At 62.2% G+C, this 18,390-nt stretch carries 19 protein-coding genes; 10 read left to right on the top strand and 9 right to left on the bottom strand.

Annotated elements, in window-relative coordinates:
• Nucleotides 1-147 precede the first annotated feature (147 nt).
• Nucleotides 148-459, bottom strand: a complete 312-nt coding sequence (locus tag SINAR_RS0111185) for an integration host factor subunit beta (protein WP_027999183.1) — start codon at nucleotides 457-459, stop codon at nucleotides 148-150.
• Nucleotides 460-561: 102 nt separating this feature from the next.
• A complete protein-coding gene (gene sppA / locus SINAR_RS0111180; protein WP_027999182.1) occupies nucleotides 562-1,521 on the bottom strand; it encodes a signal peptide peptidase SppA in 960 nt (319 codons plus the stop codon).
• 337 nt (nucleotides 1,522-1,858) lie between these two features.
• On the opposite strand from sppA, the gene lptC reads away from it, so the two are divergent.
• The 6 genes from lptC (at nucleotide 1,859) to ptsN (ending at nucleotide 7,133) form a co-directional block, all read left to right on the top strand.
• Nucleotides 1,859-2,527, top strand: a complete 669-nt coding sequence (gene lptC / locus SINAR_RS0111175) for an LPS export ABC transporter periplasmic protein LptC (RefSeq protein WP_027999181.1) — start codon at nucleotides 1,859-1,861, stop codon at nucleotides 2,525-2,527.
• 18 nt (nucleotides 2,528-2,545) lie between these two features.
• Nucleotides 2,546-3,106 carry an LptA/OstA family protein gene (locus tag SINAR_RS0111170; protein ID WP_027999180.1) on the top strand — a complete coding sequence of 187 codons (561 nt, stop codon included), beginning with the start codon at nucleotides 2,546-2,548 and terminating at the stop codon, nucleotides 3,104-3,106.
• A gap of 58 nt (nucleotides 3,107-3,164) precedes the next feature.
• Nucleotides 3,165-3,932, top strand: coding sequence for an LPS export ABC transporter ATP-binding protein (gene lptB, locus SINAR_RS0111165; protein WP_033057375.1), 768 nt, complete (start codon nucleotides 3,165-3,167; stop codon nucleotides 3,930-3,932).
• A gap of 173 nt (nucleotides 3,933-4,105) precedes the next feature.
• Nucleotides 4,106-5,647 (top strand): RNA polymerase factor sigma-54, encoded by a 1,542-nt coding sequence (gene rpoN, locus SINAR_RS0111160; RefSeq protein WP_027999178.1) that lies wholly within the window; start codon nucleotides 4,106-4,108, stop codon nucleotides 5,645-5,647.
• A 275-nt stretch (nucleotides 5,648-5,922) separates the two neighbouring features.
• Nucleotides 5,923-6,495 carry a ribosome hibernation-promoting factor, HPF/YfiA family gene (hpf, locus tag SINAR_RS0111155; RefSeq protein ID WP_027999177.1) on the top strand — a complete coding sequence of 191 codons (573 nt, stop codon included), beginning with the start codon at nucleotides 5,923-5,925 and terminating at the stop codon, nucleotides 6,493-6,495.
• 173 nt (nucleotides 6,496-6,668) lie between these two features.
• The gene (gene ptsN / locus SINAR_RS0111150) at nucleotides 6,669-7,133 is read left to right on the top strand and encodes a PTS IIA-like nitrogen regulatory protein PtsN (protein WP_027999176.1); all 465 of its coding nucleotides are present in this window, start codon (nucleotides 6,669-6,671) and stop codon (nucleotides 7,131-7,133) included.
• A gap of 162 nt (nucleotides 7,134-7,295) precedes the next feature.
• Here ptsN and grpE read toward each other — a convergent pair whose 3' ends face one another.
• Together grpE and hrcA are read right to left on the bottom strand one after the other, a co-directional pair.
• The gene (gene grpE / locus SINAR_RS0111145; RefSeq protein WP_027999175.1) at nucleotides 7,296-7,919 is read right to left on the bottom strand and encodes a nucleotide exchange factor GrpE; all 624 of its coding nucleotides are present in this window, start codon (nucleotides 7,917-7,919) and stop codon (nucleotides 7,296-7,298) included.
• 156 nt (nucleotides 7,920-8,075) lie between these two features.
• Nucleotides 8,076-9,155 (bottom strand): heat-inducible transcriptional repressor HrcA, encoded by a 1,080-nt coding sequence (gene hrcA, locus SINAR_RS0111140; RefSeq protein ID WP_027999174.1) that lies wholly within the window; start codon nucleotides 9,153-9,155, stop codon nucleotides 8,076-8,078.
• Between the two features lie 260 nt (nucleotides 9,156-9,415).
• Here hrcA and rph point away from each other — a divergent pair, with 260 nt between their 5' ends.
• The 4 genes from rph to hemW all read left to right on the top strand — a co-directional run bounded on the left by rph (nucleotide 9,416) and on the right by hemW (nucleotide 12,526).
• Nucleotides 9,416-10,135 (top strand): ribonuclease PH, encoded by a 720-nt coding sequence (gene rph / locus SINAR_RS0111135; RefSeq protein ID WP_027999173.1) that lies wholly within the window; start codon nucleotides 9,416-9,418, stop codon nucleotides 10,133-10,135.
• Nucleotides 10,136-10,245: 110 nt separating this feature from the next.
• Nucleotides 10,246-10,674 carry a VOC family protein gene (locus tag SINAR_RS0111130; protein WP_027999172.1) on the top strand — a complete coding sequence of 143 codons (429 nt, stop codon included), beginning with the start codon at nucleotides 10,246-10,248 and terminating at the stop codon, nucleotides 10,672-10,674.
• Nucleotides 10,675-10,688: 14 nt separating this feature from the next.
• Nucleotides 10,689-11,333: an RdgB/HAM1 family non-canonical purine NTP pyrophosphatase gene (rdgB, locus tag SINAR_RS0111125; protein ID WP_027999171.1), complete on the top strand. Its 645-nt coding sequence runs from the start codon at nucleotides 10,689-10,691 to the stop codon at nucleotides 11,331-11,333.
• Nucleotides 11,334-11,344: 11 nt separating this feature from the next.
• Nucleotides 11,345-12,526, top strand: a complete 1,182-nt coding sequence (gene hemW, locus SINAR_RS0111120; protein ID WP_027999170.1) for a radical SAM family heme chaperone HemW — start codon at nucleotides 11,345-11,347, stop codon at nucleotides 12,524-12,526.
• A 32-nt stretch (nucleotides 12,527-12,558) separates the two neighbouring features.
• Here hemW and SINAR_RS0111115 read toward each other — a convergent pair whose 3' ends face one another.
• The 5 genes from SINAR_RS0111115 to dnaA form a co-directional block, all read right to left on the bottom strand.
• Nucleotides 12,559-13,425, bottom strand: a complete 867-nt coding sequence (locus SINAR_RS0111115; RefSeq protein WP_027999169.1) for a nuclear transport factor 2 family protein — start codon at nucleotides 13,423-13,425, stop codon at nucleotides 12,559-12,561.
• Nucleotides 13,426-13,440: 15 nt separating this feature from the next.
• Nucleotides 13,441-13,923: an SRPBCC family protein gene (locus SINAR_RS0111110; RefSeq protein ID WP_027999168.1), complete on the bottom strand. Its 483-nt coding sequence runs from the start codon at nucleotides 13,921-13,923 to the stop codon at nucleotides 13,441-13,443.
• Between the two features lie 72 nt (nucleotides 13,924-13,995).
• Complete coding sequence (locus tag SINAR_RS0111105) at nucleotides 13,996-15,267, bottom strand: RNA polymerase sigma factor (RefSeq protein ID WP_027999167.1); 1,272 nt, start codon at nucleotides 15,265-15,267, stop codon at nucleotides 13,996-13,998.
• Nucleotides 15,264-15,638 carry a YciI family protein gene (locus SINAR_RS0111100; protein WP_027999166.1) on the bottom strand — a complete coding sequence of 125 codons (375 nt, stop codon included), beginning with the start codon at nucleotides 15,636-15,638 and terminating at the stop codon, nucleotides 15,264-15,266. The genes SINAR_RS0111105 and SINAR_RS0111100 overlap by 4 nt, the downstream gene beginning before the upstream one ends.
• 455 nt (nucleotides 15,639-16,093) lie before the next feature.
• On the bottom strand, nucleotides 16,094-17,539 hold the full coding sequence (dnaA, locus tag SINAR_RS0111095; RefSeq protein ID WP_033057640.1) for a chromosomal replication initiator protein DnaA: 1,446 nt from the start codon (nucleotides 17,537-17,539) through the stop codon (nucleotides 16,094-16,096).
• Nucleotides 17,540-18,390 lie beyond the last annotated feature (851 nt).

The following is an 18,390-nucleotide window of genomic DNA, read 5'->3' as shown; positions in this document are numbered from 1 at the left end:
GCTTAGCGACAACGACATGCATTCAAATAAAGACATAAAACGGGCCGTCTGGATTCGACCGAATGCCACGGGCCTGGTCACGCGGAGAGCCGCCTCTCGCGCAGATTACAGCGCCCGCACGAAAGCGCCGTTTCCCACGCTGGCTCGTCAGGCGTCTCCGCCGTTATTGTTGTCGTTCATGCCCGGGTTGAGCCGCTCACGCAATTCCTTGCCGGTTTTGAAGAAGGGTACCCACTTTTCTTCGACGAAAACGGAATCGCCGGTGCGCGGATTGCGGCCGGATCGAGACGGCCGGTTCTTGACCGAAAACGCGCCGAATCCACGCAATTCGACCCGGTTTCCGGAAGCGAGCGCGTCGGTGATCTCATCGAGTACCGCATTGACGATGTTCTCAACGTCGCGGTGGTAGAGATGCGGATTGCGCGCCGCCACAATCTGCACCAGTTCTGACTTGATCACTGTCGCCCCCTTGGTTTTTTTGCTTATTCTGTTCTGTATTTGTGAATTCGGGAAAGCTCGCCTGCAGCTACGGCCTCGTGACGGGTAGCACGCGCGCCTCCCTCATTGCCCTTCAACCTGCCAAACCGAAACAAGACCGTCAAGAAACAACTTGTCGAGGCCGGTCTTTTCGAGGCTCTTCATTGCCGGAAAAGCCTCATGTCCCAACGCCTTGGCCCATTCGGTCAGCAGCGAACCGAGACCGAAAGACAGCGTGCCGCTCGGCGCTTCCCAGTCGAGGACCGGAAGCCCCTTCGACACCTTTCGTTCCGCCAGGAATGCCCTGATCTCATCGTCGCCGCCGAGCTCGTCGACGAGCCTGCCTTCCAGCGCCTGCCGCCCGGTAAAGATCCTGCCGTCCGCAAGGGCGAGCGCTTCCGGCCGCGGCAGCTTGCGCCGCTCGGCCACCAGATCGACGAACCATCCGTAGCTGTCGTCGATCATTGCCTGGATCATGGCACGCGCCTCGTCGCTCGGAGGATGAAACGGCGACGGCTCGGCCTTGAGAGGTCGCGATTTTATCGACTCGAGCGATACGCCGAGCTTGTCCATGAGCGTCTTGACCTGCGGGTACTGGAAAATGACGCCGATCGAGCCGGTGATCGAGGTTTCCCCGGCAACGATGCGGTCGCCGGCAAGCGCGATCAGGTAGCCGGCCGACGCGGCAAGCGTGCGCACGTCTGAGACGACCGGCTTCTTCGCGGCAACCTTGCGGATCGCCTTATAGATGACTTCGCCGCCATAGGTGGTACCGCCCGGCGACGAGATCGTCACGATCAACGCCTTGACGGAGTCGTTGTCGGCAATCCGCTCCAGCCGCTCGACCAGTTCGCGGTCATCCTGAATAAGGCCCGAAACGGTGACGCGCGCGATGTGATCGCGAGCACGTTCCCCTACGCCGCCCCAGCCGGAAAAGGCAAACAGCGCGACGCCCGCGGCAAAAAGTACGGCCACCGCCGCCCAACGCCAGAAGCTCAGCTTTCTGCGCAGGCTGCGGCGGTCGGCAATGGCGAGTTCGTCCATGGATGTCTCCGATTTCTGATAGGGGTTCTGTCAGTTTCCCGCGGAACATGCTATCTGCCTCAGCCGCGGCAATCTAGGCCACTCTGCAGCGCCGTGCACCAGGAATACGCGCAGCGCCGATGCAGACCTTAAATTGCCGCATAAACCCCTTGGGGTTTGGCGCGGCATGGAGTAGATCGTGCCCGGCGGATTCCGGCCCGACTGTTTTGCAACGCAAAGTTTTCTCCGCTCCATTGCCGGGCGGCAGCAAAATAACCATATTCGCCGTGGCTTACGCCGATGTATGTATATGTGTCCCTCGGATTGACCGGGGCCAGAAGAAACTGACAGGCTGTTGATGCTGAACGAAGCGCGATCCCCCGCAATCTTTGCCGATGTGGGTCCGAGCTCTGCCGACGCTTATGCTTCGGCCGCGCGGCATTCGGCGCGCGTAAGGCGCCTGAAAGTCCTGCTGCCGCTCGTCGCCGGTGCGATCGCGTTGATCTTCGTGGCGATTTCCTTCGTGCGCGCCTTTCTGCCGGAAGAGCTGCAGCTCGAGACCGCGACGATCGAGAACGGCAAGATCGTCATGCAGAAACCGGCGATCTCCGGCCGCAACAAGCAGGACATCAGCTATTCGATGAGGGCTGAGCGGGCGCTTCAGGATATCGCCAATCCTAACCTGATCACGCTTGAGACCATTCACGCCGAGATGCCGGTCAACGATACCCTGATCGCGACGGTCAACGCGACAAGCGGCATCTACGATCGCGGCGCCAATACGCTCGACATGAACGCGCCGTTCACGATTTCCATGAATAATGGCGTGAATGCCGATTTTCAGTCCGCATTTCTGGACATCAACGCCGGCGAAATGGAGACGAAGCATCCGATCGCCATCAGCATGAAGGGTGGATCGATCATTGCGCAGAAGCTGCGAATGACAGATAAGGGACGTATTGTAACTTTCGAAGGCATGGTAAGGGTCAATATCGAACCCAGCGCCATCCGCAAAAACGCAAAATAACAGGAACCCGGTGCAACCATGTCGGTCAAACCTGCCGTTTTCTTTAGGATTTCAGCCGCTCTGGCCGTGGCCGGGATCGGCGCTTCGCTGATTGCTTCCGCTGCGTACGCGCAGGCAACTTCCAGTCGCATGCAGGGCCTCCAGCTTTCGAACGACCAGCCGATCCAGATCGAGAGCGACAAGCTCGAGATCAAGGATCCCGAAAGCAAGGCGATCTTCACCGGCAACGTGAAGGTCGTTCAGGGCACGACGACGCTGCAGGCCGGCAACATGACCGTCTTTTACAAGGCGGGCGGCGGCTCGGTCACCAGCGGCAATGCCGATATCGATCGGATCGAGGTCAGCAACAAGGTGTTCCTCAGCTCCGGCGCGCAGCAGGCGACCGGCGAAAGCGGCATCGTCAACCTGACCAACCAGACGATCGTGCTCAAAGGCGAGAAGGTCGTGCTGTCGGAAGGCAAGAACGTATTCGTCGGATGCCAGTTGAACGTCCAGATGGACACCGGGGAAGCGCAGCTCGACGCCTGCGGCGGCCGCGTACAGATCCAGCTCGATCCGCAGTCCCGCAAGACGAACTGACATAGACCCGCTCGTGCAGATTCCTTTCCTCCACAAACGCAAACGGGGCAAAAAGCCGTTGGCGGCAGCGGCAGCTGCCCGCGCGGTTGACAAGGCGCGCTACGACGGCACGCTGATCGCCCGGGGCCTCACGAAGTCCTACCGCTCGCGCCGTGTCGTCAACGGTGTCTCGCTCGTCGTGAGACGTGGCGAGGCTGTCGGCCTGCTTGGCCCGAACGGCGCAGGCAAGACGACCTGCTTCTACATGATCACCGGCCTCGTGCCGGTGGACGAGGGCTCGATCGAAATCAATGGCAACGACGTCACGACGATGCCCATGTACCGCCGGGCGCGCCTCGGAGTCGGTTATCTGCCGCAGGAGGCCTCGATCTTTCGGGGGCTTACGGTCGAAGAGAATATCCGCGCCGTGCTCGAGGTTCACGACGAAAACGTCGACCGCCGCGAAAGCAAGCTCGACGATCTGCTTGGCGAATTTTCGATCACCCATCTGCGCAAGTCGCCGGCGATCGCGCTTTCGGGCGGCGAACGGCGGCGCCTCGAAATCGCCCGTGCGCTCGCGACCGACCCGACCTTCATGTTGCTCGACGAACCCTTTGCGGGTGTCGACCCGATCTCCGTCGCCGATATCCAGGCACTCGTGCGCCACCTGACCTCGCGCGGCATCGGCGTTCTGATCACCGACCACAATGTGCGCGAGACGCTGGGCCTGATCGACCGCGCATACATCATTCACGCCGGCGAAGTGCTGACGCATGGGCGCGCCAACGACATCGTCACCAATCCGGACGTACGCAGGCTCTATCTCGGCGACAATTTCAGCCTCTGAACCATGCCGGAGACGTGCATTCCGGCAGAGCGGACGACCGCCGGCTGAATCGGTGCCGTCCAGCGCCCTGCGCGCTTGACCAAATTCCAGTAATAAGCAATTTTTGGGCCAACTAGAATGGGCCCGTCCAAGCAGACATGGCCCGGAGAACTCGACGGGAGCTTCACGTCAGCATGGCCTTGTCCGCCAGCCTTCATTTGAGACAGTCGCAGTCGCTGGTCATGACGCCGCAGCTGATGCAGTCGATCCAGCTGCTTCAGATGAATCATCTGGAGCTTACCCAGTTCATCGCGCAGGAGGTCGAGAAGAATCCGCTGCTGGAGGTCCAGTCGGCCGATGAGGCGACCGCGATCGATCGCGACGATCCAGGTCCGCTTTCGGCGGAGGTCGGCGGCGCAGCCGCCGAAGCGACGGGCCAGGCCGATCTCTACGACAGCGCCACGTCGGCATCCGGCGAGCGGCTCAGCGACGGCCTCGATGCCGACTTCGCCAATGTCTTCCCGGACGATACGACGCCGCAGCGGGCGGATGCGCCGGAGCTGCTCGGCCAATGGAAGTCGATGCCGGGCGCCGGCGACGGCGAGGGCTACGATCTCGACGATTTCGTTGCCAGCCGCAAGACATTGAGGGAGGCGCTCATCGAGCAGCTTCCCTTTGCGCTGAGTACCGTCTCCGACAGCCTGATCGCCCGGCATCTCATCGACCAGCTCGACGATGCAGGCTACCTGCACGCCGACCTCGCCGAGACGGCGGAGAGGCTGGGGGCTGCCAGCGAGGACGTGGTGCGCGTGCTTCACGTGCTGCAGCAGTTCGATCCGCCGGGCGTCTTTGCACGCACGCTTGGCGAATGCCTTGCCCTTCAGCTGCGCGCGCGCAATCGCCTCGATCCTGCGATGGATGCGCTGGTGGCCAATCTCGAGCTCCTGGCACGGCGCGATTTCGCAAGCCTCAAGAAGATCTGCGGCGTCGACGAGGAAGATCTGGTCGATATGCTCGCCGAGATCCGCAAGCTCGACCCGAAACCGGGCACCAGCTTCGAAACCGGCGTTTTCGAGGCCATCATTCCCGATATCGTCGTGCGCGCCGCACCCGATGGCGGCTGGCTCGTCGAGCTCAATCCGGACGCCCTGCCCCGGGTTCTCGTCAACCACGACTATTTCGCGGAAGTATCGCGCTCCAGCCGGAAGAACAGCGGCGAACAGGCCTTTCTCAACGACTGCCTGCAGAACGCCAACTGGCTGACGCGCAGCCTCGATCAGCGCGCCAGGACGATCATGAAGGTGGCGAGCGAGATCGTCCGCCAGCAGGACGCCTTTCTCGTAGGCGGCGTCGACCACCTGCGTCCGCTGAACCTCAGGACCGTTGCGGATGCGATCAAGATGCACGAGTCGACGGTAAGCCGGGTTACCTCCAACAAGTACATGCTGACCCCGCGCGGGCTCTTCGAACTGAAATATTTCTTCACGGTCTCTATCGGTTCGGCGGAAAACGGCGATGCTCATTCGGCCGAGTCCGTGCGTCACCGCATCCGCACGATGATCAATCAGGAAAGCGCCGATGCGGTACTCTCGGACGACGACATCGTCGAGGTGCTCAAGAAGGCCGGCGTCGATATCGCCAGACGCACCGTCGCAAAATATCGCGAGGCGATGAGCATCCCCTCCTCCGTCCAGCGCCGCCGCGAGAAGAGAGCGCTGGCCAAGGCCGCGGGATGATAAGCCTGCCGGAAGGCCCCGTAGGCACGGTCGCGGTTTGGGCTTCGGCCCGCGGAACCGCCGAGGCCCGGCGAACGTTTAATTTCACGACTTGTAATTGACTCTCCGCGACACAGCGGATATGAGGCCGCCGCGCTTGCCGAAGACGAGACTCCGCAAGGCAGCGTAACGACCGAGGATTTCGGTCGTCCAGCGCTCGCTTGCTGAAACGCTTGGATGACGGGAGCGCTTGGAATAGACTGGACACGCAAGTCACGAACGAGAGAGGAAACTCCATGAGTGTGCGTGTATCCGGTAAACATATGGAAATCGGCGATTCGTTTCGCGTCCGCATCGGCGAACAGATCGAGCAGGCCGTAACCAAATATTTCGACGGAGGATATTCGAGCCAGGTCACTGTGGAAAAGTCAGGGTCGCGCTTCAGCGCCGACTGCAAGCTTCATCTCGACACGGGCGTGGTATTGCAGGCAAACGGCCAGGCGAACGAGCCGCAGGCGGCTTTCGACGCGGCTTCGGAGCGTATCGAGAAGCGGCTTCGCCGCTACAAGCGCAAGCTCAAAGACCACCACAACGGCAATGGACAGAATCCCACCGAGGTCGCCTATCGCGTGATGGACTCGGTTCCTTTCGAGGACGAGGAAATTCCCGACGACTATGCGCCCACGATTGTCGCCGAAACTACGAAACAGTTGAGAACCATGTCCGTCGCCAATGCCGTGATGGCCTTGGACATGACGGATGAGCCGGTGCTGATGTTCCGCAGCCCGGGCAAGGATGACCTGAACATCGTCTATCGGCGCAACGACGGAAATATTGGCTGGATCGATGCCGCCAATATCAAGGCATGAGTGGAGACGGGGAAGCCAGCCGGACTGGCGTTCCCCCGTCTTTCCGATCAGCGGGACGGCGGAAAGCTCGACTTTTCTGTGCATTCGGCCCGCCAAGACAAAGATGGGTAGAGCCATCACGGCACATTTGTGATGAGATTGCCAGGCTCTAACCGGCGAACGAGGATAAAAGAATGGCATTGGCAGGCTTGCTGCATCAAAATGCGATCATCCCGGCCATGAGGGCCAACTCAAAGAAGCAACTCCTCCAGGAATTGGCGGCAAAAGCATCGAAACTCACCGGCCTGCCGGAGCGGGAAATCTTCGACGTCATCCTGCAGCGGGAGCGGCTCGGCTCAACCGGTGTGGGCAACGGCATCGCCATCCCACACGGCAAACTCAGCAATCTTCCGTCGATCGTCGGCATCTTTGCGCGGCTTGATGCGCCGGTCGATTTCGAGGCATTGGACGACCAGCCGGTCGACCTCGTCTTCCTGCTGCTTGCACCGGAAGGTGCCGGCGCCGACCACCTGAAGGCGCTGTCGCGCATTGCGCGCGTGCTGCGCGACCACGACATGGTAACGCGTATTCGAGCGAGCGACTCGGCGAGCGCGATCTACACGCTGCTCAGCGACGACACGACCTCGCACGCTGCCTGACTATCTTCTGCGCGCCGCCTGTCCCGGAGCCGGTTGGCAAAGCACGCAGCATTTTCGAACAAGGACAAGGCCGCGCTTCCGCCAGGATGCGCGGCCTTTTGGTAAAGACAAAGGGCCGCGCCCTCCGAGGGCGCGGCCCTTTGCAGATTGCGTCATACGATGTCAGGCAGCAGGCGTCTCACCTTCGGCGGAGGCCGCTTTCGGGCCGCCCTTGGCAACACCGACCATTGCCGGGCGCAGGACGCGCTCGCCGATCGTGTAGCCCGCCTGGACCACCTGAACGACCGTGTTGTTCGGAACTTCCGTGTTCGGAACCTCGAACATGGCCTGATGGAAATTCGGATCGAATTTCTGACCGGCAGGGTCCAGCTGCTTCACGCCATGGCGTTCCAGCGCCGCGAGCATCGACCGCTCGGTCATTTCCACGCCCTCGATGAGTGCTTTCAGGCCGGCGTCGCCCGCCTCTCTGGCGTCGGCCGGAATCGCGTCGAGCGCACGGCGCAGGTTGTCGGAGACCGCCAGCATGTCGCGTGCGAAACCCGCCACGGAATAGGACTTCGCATCCTTCACGTCGCGCTCGGTACGCCGGCGCAGATTGTCCATCTCCGCGGCGAGACGAAGATATTTGTCGCGCAATTCCGCGTTCTCCGCTTTGGCGAGCTCGAGCGGATCCGGCGCGGCGGAAGCATCCGCCTCAGGCTTTTCCGCGGCTTGCGGCTCGGCGGCTGTTTCGAATTCTTCGGGCGCCGCGGCCTCGGGTCCGTTCTTGGTCGTTTCGTCGGTCATGACGTTCTCCGAGTTTCTGTCTTTGCTGTGTTCGGCATCATCAAACCAGCGGAAATCGCTTTGCTTGAACGTTCTGTTGCCTGGATTTGAAGCCCGATATCGATGTTTGGGCCCGAAAAATCAAGAGTCGATTGCTTCATCGATCAAAGGACTCGTTCAGCGCGACAGCCGCGACATGAGCTGGGCGGTGTAATCGACCATGGGAACGATGCGGGAATAATTGAGCCGGGTCGGTCCGATGACACCGACCGCGCCGACGATACGGTCGTCGCTGTCGCGATAGGGTGCGACGATCAACGACGAGCCGGAGAGCGAAAACAGCTTGTTTTCGGAGCCGATGAAGATGCGTACGCCCGGACCGCTCTCAGCGAGGTTGAGGATCTCGATCAGGCTGTCCTTCTTTTCGAGGTCATCGAAGAGCATACGCAGCCGCTCGATGTCGTCGGTCCCCTCCAATCCCTCGAGCAGGTTGGCCCGACCCCTGACGATCAGCCGCGCCGGCTGACCGTCGCCCTCGCTTCCGGACCAGATCGCCAGTCCGCGCTCGACCAAGTCCTGAGACAGCGCGTCGAGCTCGCCGCGCACCGTCTCCTTGACCTTTTCCAGCTGCGTCCGCAGCTCGGGGATCGTCTGCCCGGCAAGGTGAGCGTTGACGAAGTTCGCCGCTTCGGTGAGTTGGGCGCTGGTGATGCCGGCCGGCAACTCGATGATGCGGTTCTCCACCTGATCGTGTTCGCCGACGAGCACCGCCAGCGCCTTGGTCGGCGCCAGCCGGATAAACTCGACATGCTTGAGGACGGGATCACTCTTGGTGGTGATGACGAGACCGGCGCCGCGCGACATGCCGGAAAGCATCTGGCTCGCCTCGGTAAGAAGGTTTTCAACCGACTGGTCCCGATTTCCCGGGCGCACCTGCCTTTCGATGGAGGCGCGCTCCTCCGGCGAAAGATTGCCGACCTGCATGAAGGCGTCCACGAAGAAGCGCAGACCCGTCTGCGTCGGAAGCCGGCCGGCGCTGACATGGGGGGAATAGATCAGGCCCAGATCCTCGAGGTCGCTCATCACGTTGCGAACCGAGGCAGGCGACAGCGATATAGGCAGAAGCCGCGAGAGGTTGCGCGAGCCGAGCGGCTCCCCGCTTTCCAGATAGCTCTCGACAATGCGGCGGAAGATCTCGCCGGAGCGCTCGTCCAGCGCCGATGCGATCCCCTTCTTTCCAGGGTTGCGCAGTACCATGTCACTCCGTGATCAGTATTCGGTGTTCGCAAAGAATATAGTGATCCAGGCGAGGATTGGCAAAAGGGAAAAATCACAGCGAAGCTTTGGCATCAACCGGTTCCCTTTGCTTGCGCCATGATCTAGAAGGCTCACGTGAGCGCCGCGCGTCTTCCAGAAGCGCAAAGGCCGCTGGAGAACTTTAGAATTGCTGCCTGTTTTGCCCTTGAAATCCAACGAAGCTCAAGGAAACACGCAGTCGGGATCGACAGGAGTTGACGATGCGGCCATCCGGCAGAAAAACCGACCAAATGCGCAAGGTCTCGTTCGAGCGCAGTTTCTCCAAGCATGCGGAAGGATCCTGCCTCGTTCGCTTCGGTGACACGCATGTTCTTTGCACCGCAAGCCTGGAGGAAAAAGTTCCGGCATGGCTGCGCAACGGCGGCAAGGGCTGGATTACCGCAGAGTACGGCATGCTGCCGCGGGCGACCGGCGAGCGTATGAGGCGCGAGGCGGCGGCCGGCAAGCAGAGCGGCCGCACACAGGAGATCCAGCGGCTGATCGGCCGGTCGCTTAGAGCCGTCGTCGATCTGCCGGCGCTTGGCGAGCGCCAGATCTCGATCGACTGCGACGTGATCCAAGCCGACGGCGGCACGCGCACCGCCTCGATCACCGGTGCCTGGATCGCCCTCCACGACTGTCTGAAATGGATGGAGGCGCGCAATATGGTCAAGCTCGAGAAGGTGCTGAAAGACCATGTCGCCGCCATTTCCTGCGGTATCTTCGCCAATCAGCCGGTCATCGACCTCGATTATCTGGAAGACTCCGCTGCGGAGACGGATGCAAATTTCGTGATGACGGGCAGCGGCGGCCTGGTCGAGATCCAGGGAACCGCAGAGGGCAAGCCCTTCAGCGAGGAAGAATTCGCAAACCTGATGCTGCTGGCCAAGAACGGCATTGCCGAACTCATCGAAATGCAGAAGCAGGCGATCGCAGGCTAGATCGTTTTTGCGACAGCGAACGAACTGACTCTTTGAACCGACCACTTCGAACGGAAAACGTTGCACATTTTCCTGAAAGTGCTCTCGATCAACTGGAAGGAACCGGTCCGTTGCCGACATTTGAAGGCATTCTTGAGACCGCGCTCTACGCGGACGATCTCGACCGTGCCGAGGCCTTTTACGGAACGGTCCTCGGCCTTGAAAGGATCTCGCGCGCCGGCAACCGCCATGTTTTCTTTCGCTGCGGTGAAGGCGTGCTACTGATCTTCAACCCGGCGGAGACGGTAAAGCCGCCGGCACCAGGCGCACTCCCGGTGCCCGCGCATGGGACGAAGGGCAACGGGCATATGTGCTTCCGGGTCGCCGCCGAGGCGCTGGACGCCTGGAAGGCCGATCTGGAGGCAGCCGGGGTCGAGATCGAAGCGGATATCCGGTGGCCGAACGGCGCCCGCTCCTTCTATTTCCGCGATCCGGCCGGCAACAGCCTGGAATGCGCGGAGGCGGGCCTCTGGGCCAGGGATGAACGCGGCAGCACCTGAACGGAACGGAATAGATGCGCAGACTGACTGACAAGACACTCGTGGTCGCGAGCCACAATGCCGGCAAGATTCGCGAGATTCGCGACCTCATCGGGCCGCTCGGTTTCGAGGCGAAATCGGCCGCCGACCTCAATTTCGTGGAACCGGAAGAGACCGGCACGACCTTTGAGGAGAACGCGACGATCAAGGCGCTCGCCTCGGCCAAGGCGTCCGGTCTGCCGGCGCTATCGGACGATTCCGGTCTTGCCATCGACGCGCTCGGCGGCGCCCCCGGCGTCTATACGGCCAACTGGGCCGAACGCGAGGACGGCAGCCGCGACTTCCGGATGGCCATGGAGAAGGTCGAAGAGGCGCTCCGCGGCAGGGGTGCCGTGACGCCCGAAAGCCGCACCGCACACTTCGTCTCCGTTCTCTGCCTTGCATGGCCGGACGGCCATGTGGAGCTCTTTCGCGGCGAGGTCGAGGGTTATGTCGTATGGCCCCCGCGCGGCACGAGCGGTTTCGGCTACGATCCGGTGTTCCAGCCCAAAGGCTACGACGCCACCTTCGGCGAAATGAGTGCGGAGGAGAAGCATGGCTGGAAGCCCGGCGATGCCGAGGCCCTGTCGCACCGCGCCCGCGCTTTCAAGCTGTTCGCCGAGACCTGCCTCGGCGCCTGAGAAAGATGACAATGCAGATGGCCCCGCTTTCAGCGATCGGTGACGGCATGGAACCCGGTTTCGGGGTCTATGTGCACTGGCCGTTCTGCGCGGCGAAATGCCCCTATTGCGACTTCAATAGCCATGTGCGCCACCAGCCGGTGGATCAGCCCCGCTTCGTCGCCGCTTTCCTGAGGGAAATGGCGTCGGTGCGCGCCATGTCCGGTCCGAGAACCGTCACCAGCATATTCATGGGCGGCGGCACCCCGTCGCTGATGGACCCTCAGACCGTGGGGGCGATCCTCGACGGTATCGCCCGGCATTGGCACGTGCCTGACGGCGTCGAGATTACCATGGAGGCGAACCCTTCGAGCGTCGAGGCAACACGCTTCCGCGGCTATCGGGAGGCCGGCGTCAACCGAGTCTCGCTCGGCGTTCAGGCGCTGAACGACCGCGACCTCAAATTCCTCGGGCGCCTGCACAATGTCGAAAACGCGTTGAAGGCCGTCCGGCTCGCGCGCGAGATTTTTCCGCGGATGTCGTTCGACCTGATTTATGCGCGGCCGAACCAGACGGTGGAGGAATGGGAGCGCGAGTTGCGGGAGGCGGTCTCCTACGCCGTTGATCATCTGTCGCTCTACCAGCTGACCATCGAGGAAGGGACACCGTTCTACGGTCTGCACAAGGCAGGGAAACTCGTCGTCCCGGACGGCGAGCAGTCGGCAGTGCTTTACGAGGCCACGCAGGAGATCACCGCGGCGATCGGCATGCCGGCCTATGAGGTCTCCAACCATGCCCGGCCCGGGGCCGAGAGCCGCCACAACCTCACCTATTGGCGCTACGGCGACTATGCGGGCATCGGCCCCGGCGCCCACGGACGGCTGGCGATCGGGTCAGGCAAGATCGCGACCGCAACCGAGCGTAATCCGGAAGCATGGCTGCAACTCGTCGAAGAGCGCGGTGAAGGCATGATCGAGCGGGACCTGCTCGATTTCGAGGCTCAGGCCGATGAGCTTTTGCTGATGGGGCTGAGGCTGCGCGAAGGCGTCGATCTCGCACGCTGGCAAACCCTCTCGGGCCGCGATCCGGACCCGGCCCGGGAGGAGTTTCTGATCGAGCACGGCTTCATCGAGCGGATTGGCAATTCGCGGCTGCGCTGCACGCCTGCCGGAATGCTGATTCTCGACGCGGTGGTGGCCGACCTCGCGTGCTGAAGGGCGGCCGTGTGTAGAGGGCAGCCCTCCCGTCAACCGCCTTTCCTTACCGGCGCGACGATCGCCCAGGTAACTCCGAACGGATCGCGCAACTGGCCGTAATAGTCGCCCCAGAAGGCGATCTCCAGCGGCATCGTCACCTCCGCGCCGGCCTCCACCGCCCGCTTCCACCAGAAATCCGCGTCCTCCACGACGAGATGCAGCACGAAGCCTTCCGGCGGCTTCCAGGGATAGCCGAATTCCGGGAAGGGATCGTTCAGCATCAATGCGCCGCCATTGATCGTCAGGTGGCAGTGGATGAGGCGCTTGCCGTCCTCCGCATATTTGCGATCCTCCTCCTTGGCGCCGAAAGCGCGGCCGTAGAAGGCCGCCGTCGCATCTGCGTTCTCCACGTTCAGGTAGGCGATCACGCCGGCCATGGGCGGATGCGACGGCGCTTGCCAGTCGACTTCGGATCGAGGCTCGAGATCGATCGCCGCCTTGAAGCTTCCGTCCATGTAGAAGGGAACGGATTCGTGTTGATGGGCGATCTTCCATCCCGCGTCGGTGCGCCTCAGGCCCAAGGTCAGGCGATACCAGAGGGCCGCCTTCTGGCCGTCGTGCTTCTCGCCGGAGAGATGCGTCAGCGCCGTGGCGAAGGCAACGTCGCCGCTCACCGAAACGTCGAGATCCTCAAGGGCGAAGCCGAGCGGCCCTTTCCAGGTGGAGAACCACTCATCAAGGCCTCGGGCATCTGCGTCGGAAGCCTTCAGGGGCGGTGCCAGGGAAAACACGAGGCAACCCTGCGTGCCATGGGCGAGGACGCGGGCGGCATCCTTCCGGCGCAGCGCCTCCGCCCAGTCCGCGATTATCTCCTTGATCTCCGCGACGGCCGCACTTCCGCTCTCGGTCGTGGTCATGATCTGATCCTCCTGTCAGAGTTTCGCAACGAGCGAAGCAAGCTGGTCGGCGCATTGGCCCCAGCCCTCGTGGAAGCCCATCTTCTCGTGCGCATCGCGATCCTCGACGCTCCAATGGAGGGCGCGGGCCGTATAGCGGGTCTTGCCGTCTTCGTCCTCGAAGGTCATGATCGCGGTCATGAACGGCTTCTCGGACGGCTTCCAGGCTTCCGTAAAGGCATCGGTGACGACGATCTTCTCGTTCGGCACGACTTCCAGATAGACGCCCTGATTGGGATAGAGCTCCCCTTCCGGCGAGCGCATGACGAAGCGGTTGGTGCCACCCGCCCTGACGTCGAGCTCGGCTTCCGTGATCGTCCACGGCAGGGGGGCGAACCACTGCTTCAGAAGCTCCGCTTCCGTGAAGGCCCGATAGACCTTCTCGCGCGGGGCATCGATCAGCCGGCTCAGAACCAGCTCGCGTTCGCCGGCGGCTTGGGCGTCAGTCGCTGCAGTCATTGTCAATTCCTCCATGTTGGTTCGTTCCAAGGACGAAGGAGGGCGCCGCGTGCCGACAGGCGGCCGAAAAAATTATCGCTTTTCTTCTTCCGCGACCGTGGCCGGCGCGGCCGCGAGGTGATCGAGTTGCGTGCGGATATAGGCTGCTTCGGCCGCGTTGGTGGCCAGCGCGATCGCCTGGTCGAAGGCGGTGCGTGCCTCGCATGCCCGGCCGAGCTGCTTCAACAGACCGCCGCGCAGGCCATGATAGTAGAAATAGCCGGAAAGCCTCTCTCCGAGCGTCTCCACCATCGCCAGCGCAGCCTCCGGCCCCTGGCGTTTCGAGACCGCGACCGCGCGATTGAGCGTGACGACGGGCGAGGGCTGCAGGCGCTCGAGCGCCTGATACAGGAGGTCGATCTCCTCCCAGTCGGTCTGCTCCGGGCGGTCCGCACGGGCGTGCAGCGCCGCGATCGCGGCCTGGATCTGATAGGCCCCGGGACGGCGATGGCGCATCGCTTTGTCGATCATCGCCAGGGCCTCCGTGATCATCGGCCGGTTCCAGAGCCGCCGATCCTGATCTTCGAGCAGGACGACGGCGCCAGCGGCATCGAAACGTGCGCGGGCGCGCGAATGCTGAAGGAGCAGAAGCGCCGTCAGGCCCATGATTTCCGGCTCGGCCGGAAACAGCCGCAGCAGCAGCCGCGAGAGGCGGATCGCCTCGTCGCAGAGTTCGGCGGAGACGCCCTCGGGACCGTTCATTGCCGAATAGCCTTCGTTGAACACAAGGTAGATCATCGTCGCTACCGCGGCGAGGCGCTCGGCGCGATCCCCGGCATCGGGGGTCTCGAAGGGGACGCCGGCGGCCGCGACACGGCTCTTGGCGCGGGTGATGCGCTGCTCCATTGCCGCTTCGCTGACGAGAAAGGCGCGGGCGATCTGCCTGACGGAAAGGCCGGAGACGATGCGCAGCGCAAGCGCGATCTGCTGGGTCGCCGGTAGCACCGGGTTGGAGCAGACGAAGAGCAGCCGCAGGATGTCGTCCCGATAATGTGCCCCGTCCAGCCGATCGGCGAGGTCGCTTTCGTGGTCCTCGAGATCGGAGAGAAGTTCCTCCGGGGGCAGCGCCGTCTCGCGCGACTGCCGCCGCACCTTGTCGATGCCGCTGTTGCGGCCGACGAAGATCAGCCACGCCGCCGGATCGCGCGGAGGGCCCGTCCGGGGCCAGTTCTTCAGCGCCCGGATGCAGGCCTCCTGGAAGGCTTCCTCCGCGAGGTCGAGGCTGCGGAAATAGCGCAGCAGCGCACCCATTGCCTGAGGACGCGCGGAAACCAGGGCCAGATCGATCCAGGATGTGTCGGTCATGAGGGCAGCTCACCGGGTTTATAAAGGGCGAGCGGCCGGACCTCGTAGGAGCCCGTGCTCGGATTGGCGTTGCTGAGATCGCGCGCGAAGTCGAGCGCCTCGTCAAGCGAGGCGCAATCGATCAGATAGAAGCCGAGCAGCTGTTCCTTGGTCTCGGCGAAGGGGCCGTCGATGACGATCGTCTCGCCGGCGCTGTGGCGCAGCGTCGTCGCCGCGGTCGTCGGCACCAGGCGTGCGACCGGCCCCAGCTTGCCCGCTTCGACATATTTGCGTTGGACGGCGCTCAGATCACGCATGACCCTGTCGTCCTCCTCCTTGCTCCAGGCACTGGTGACGCTTTCATCGTTGTAGCAAAGCACGGCATAAAGCATTGAGATTTCTCCGCTCTGGTCTGAAGACGAATGGCGCTATTGATAGCCGACAAGGGGGGCGAAAAAAACACGCGCGTGGGAACGGGATCGAAACCGGAAGGGGACCGCTTTCGCGGTCCCGTACACCTCACATGCATCATCGAACAGTGAAATGCTGCGACGCACAAACTGCGGCGATCCCCTCCGGCGCCTCGCCGGGCGCGATGGCACGAGACTCCTGCTGGAATCTTCACTCCTGTGCCTGCCACAGGAATCCGCCAGACCAGATCCTTGGCTGAAAAGACGCGCTTCCGCGCTGCGGACGCGGCGCTGCCGGATCCCTGCGGCAGCACAGGGATGAGGGACGGAAAGGTCCCCGAATTGCGCATCTTCGGGACGGAAACCGATGCCCGATTTTCCGATTCAACAAAAAAGCCCGGCGGACCGGGCTCTTGTAACTTCGAGCTTACCTAATTCTACTCGTTGATCAGGCGCTTCAAAAGCTCGATCTCGTGGCTGAGCTTGGTGTCGGCCGAAATCAGTTCCTCGATCTTGCGCACCGCATGGAGCACCGTCGTATGGTCGCGTCCGCCAAAGCGGCGGCCGATCTCGGGGAAGGACCGCGGCGTCAGCGTCTTCGACAGATACATGGCGATCTGGCGCGGCTTGACGATCACACGGGTGCGGCGGTTCGAGACCAGCTCCTGACGCGAGACGTTATAGTGCTTGGCGACGACGCGCTGGATATCCTCGATGCGGACGCGGCGCGGTTCGCCGGCATTGACGAGATGGCCGAGCAGTTCGTCGACGCGCTCGATCGAAAGCTGCGGTTCGAAGGAGCGGCGGAAGAGAAGCTGATTGAAGGCGCCCTCCAGCTCGCGGCCGCTGGCCGTCACGTTGCGGGCGACATGGCTCAGGATTTCGAGCGGAATTTCGAGCGAGGCATCATCCTGGCGGGCTGCTTCGAGCCGGCGCTTCAGCATTTCCAGGCGCATCTCGTAATCCGGCCCCTCCATCTCGATCGCAACGCCTCCCTGGAGGCGCGAGCGAACGCGGCTGTCGAGCGATTCCAGCTCCCACGGTGCACGATCCGCGGCGACGACCACCTGCTTTGCGGAGTCGAGCAGCATGTTCAAGAGATGGCAGAACTCGTGCTGGATCGACTTGCCCTGCAGGAACTGCATGTCGTCGATAATGAGAAGGTCGATGTTGCGAAGCGATTCCTTCAGCGACAGCGCGTCATTGTCGCGGATCGCCGTTGCGAAACGCCACATGAAATATTCAGCCGTCAGATAAACGACGCGCGGTGCCCGGGCACTCTGGAGGGCCGCGAGCGCGATCGCCTGCAGGAGATGCGTCTTGCCGAGACCAACGCTCGAATGGATGAAGAGCGGATTGAAGCGCACGGCGCCGGCGCCGGCCTCGGCAATGGTACGCGCCGCAGCGAGCGCTACCCGGTTCGACGAACCCTCTACGAAGCTATCGAAACCGTAGCGCTGGTCCAGTGGCGAGCCGAAGAGCGGTGCCTGGGCGGGCCTGGACGGAGTTGCCGCAACCGTCGCAGTCGCAATCGCCACCGACGGAGCCGCCACCGAACGGCGGGACGGAGCAGCGGGTGCCGCTTCGGCTGCCGCAGCAACCGTCTCTTCAGCGGACGCCGGGCGATGACCGCGGGTGGCGGTTCGCACAAGGATCTCCACCTTCAGTATTTCGCTGTCTTCCTGCTGGACGAGCGTGGTGATCAGATCGAGATATCGGTTATTGATCCAGGACTTCAGGAACGTCGTCGGAACCGAGAGGCGCACGACGCTTTTCGATACTGAATGGAGCTTGAGGCGTCCAAACCAACTTGCGAAGACATCCGGTCCGACCTGAGCTTTCAAACGCGCACTTACCCGCTCAAACAGTGCGTCATGCCGCATGTCGTGCTTTTCCCCCGCCGCCTGAGACTGATTGCTTCCGGCCTGAAAACCTCCAGGTGCAGTCGCCAAATTCATCTGCATCTTGCCGCCTTCCAATTTCATTCTCCGATGCCGTCATTTCTGGCGGCCTCATCTTTTATGCCCGCCCGCCACGGCCGCTTAAAGCCATGCCGCGTCAGCCGGACGCTCTGATACGCACCGAAGCGGGCTCCTCATACCCCGTCACGGTGCGCTGCGCTCATTCGCCTGCCTTCGCCTCAGACAAATGTCCCCCCGCGCTTCGCCTTACCGATTCTACACGGCTCATTTCAAGCCGATCGGAACCGCTTTTCCTCGTCGCCGGCTGACCGCACCCTCGTACGTAGCGGACAGCCCGAGCCTCCTTCTTCCTACTTCCACACGTTCACAGAGGTTACGTCCGGTCGGCAACCATAAGACGAAACGTCCTCGCTCCGGTGCGAAGGCTCGCCCGGCTTTATCGTTTCGACTTGTTTGATTGATCGACGTGGAATTAACCCCGCCACAGGTGACAGAAAGCCCCGAGCCATCCCGCAGGAATGACCCTTAAACTTCCTCGTACAGATGTGATCTGTGTCCCCTGTGGAAGGCATTTAGGCAGGATCGCCCGGCAAGATCAATCGCGTTTTTTGCCCGTCCTTAAGCGCCGCCGGTTGACTCTGGTTCCGCGTTTTGCATGCCGCTTCCCGAGTCCGGCGAGAATCCCTGTCGAATCAAGGGTTTTGTTTTTTGCGTTCTTGCTTAGCTGGCGAAAAAGAAAAAAAATAAAAAATAACTTGACTCACTTCGGACTCAATCCGCCCAGGTTGCGGCACCACATTTTTGCCCCAACC

The organism is Sinorhizobium arboris LMG 14919 (assembly GCF_000427465.1).
GTDB lineage: Bacteria > Pseudomonadota > Alphaproteobacteria > Rhizobiales > Rhizobiaceae > Sinorhizobium > Sinorhizobium arboris.
Note: the sequence above shows the minus strand (reverse complement) of the source record. Positions and strands in the feature narration are given on the sequence as shown.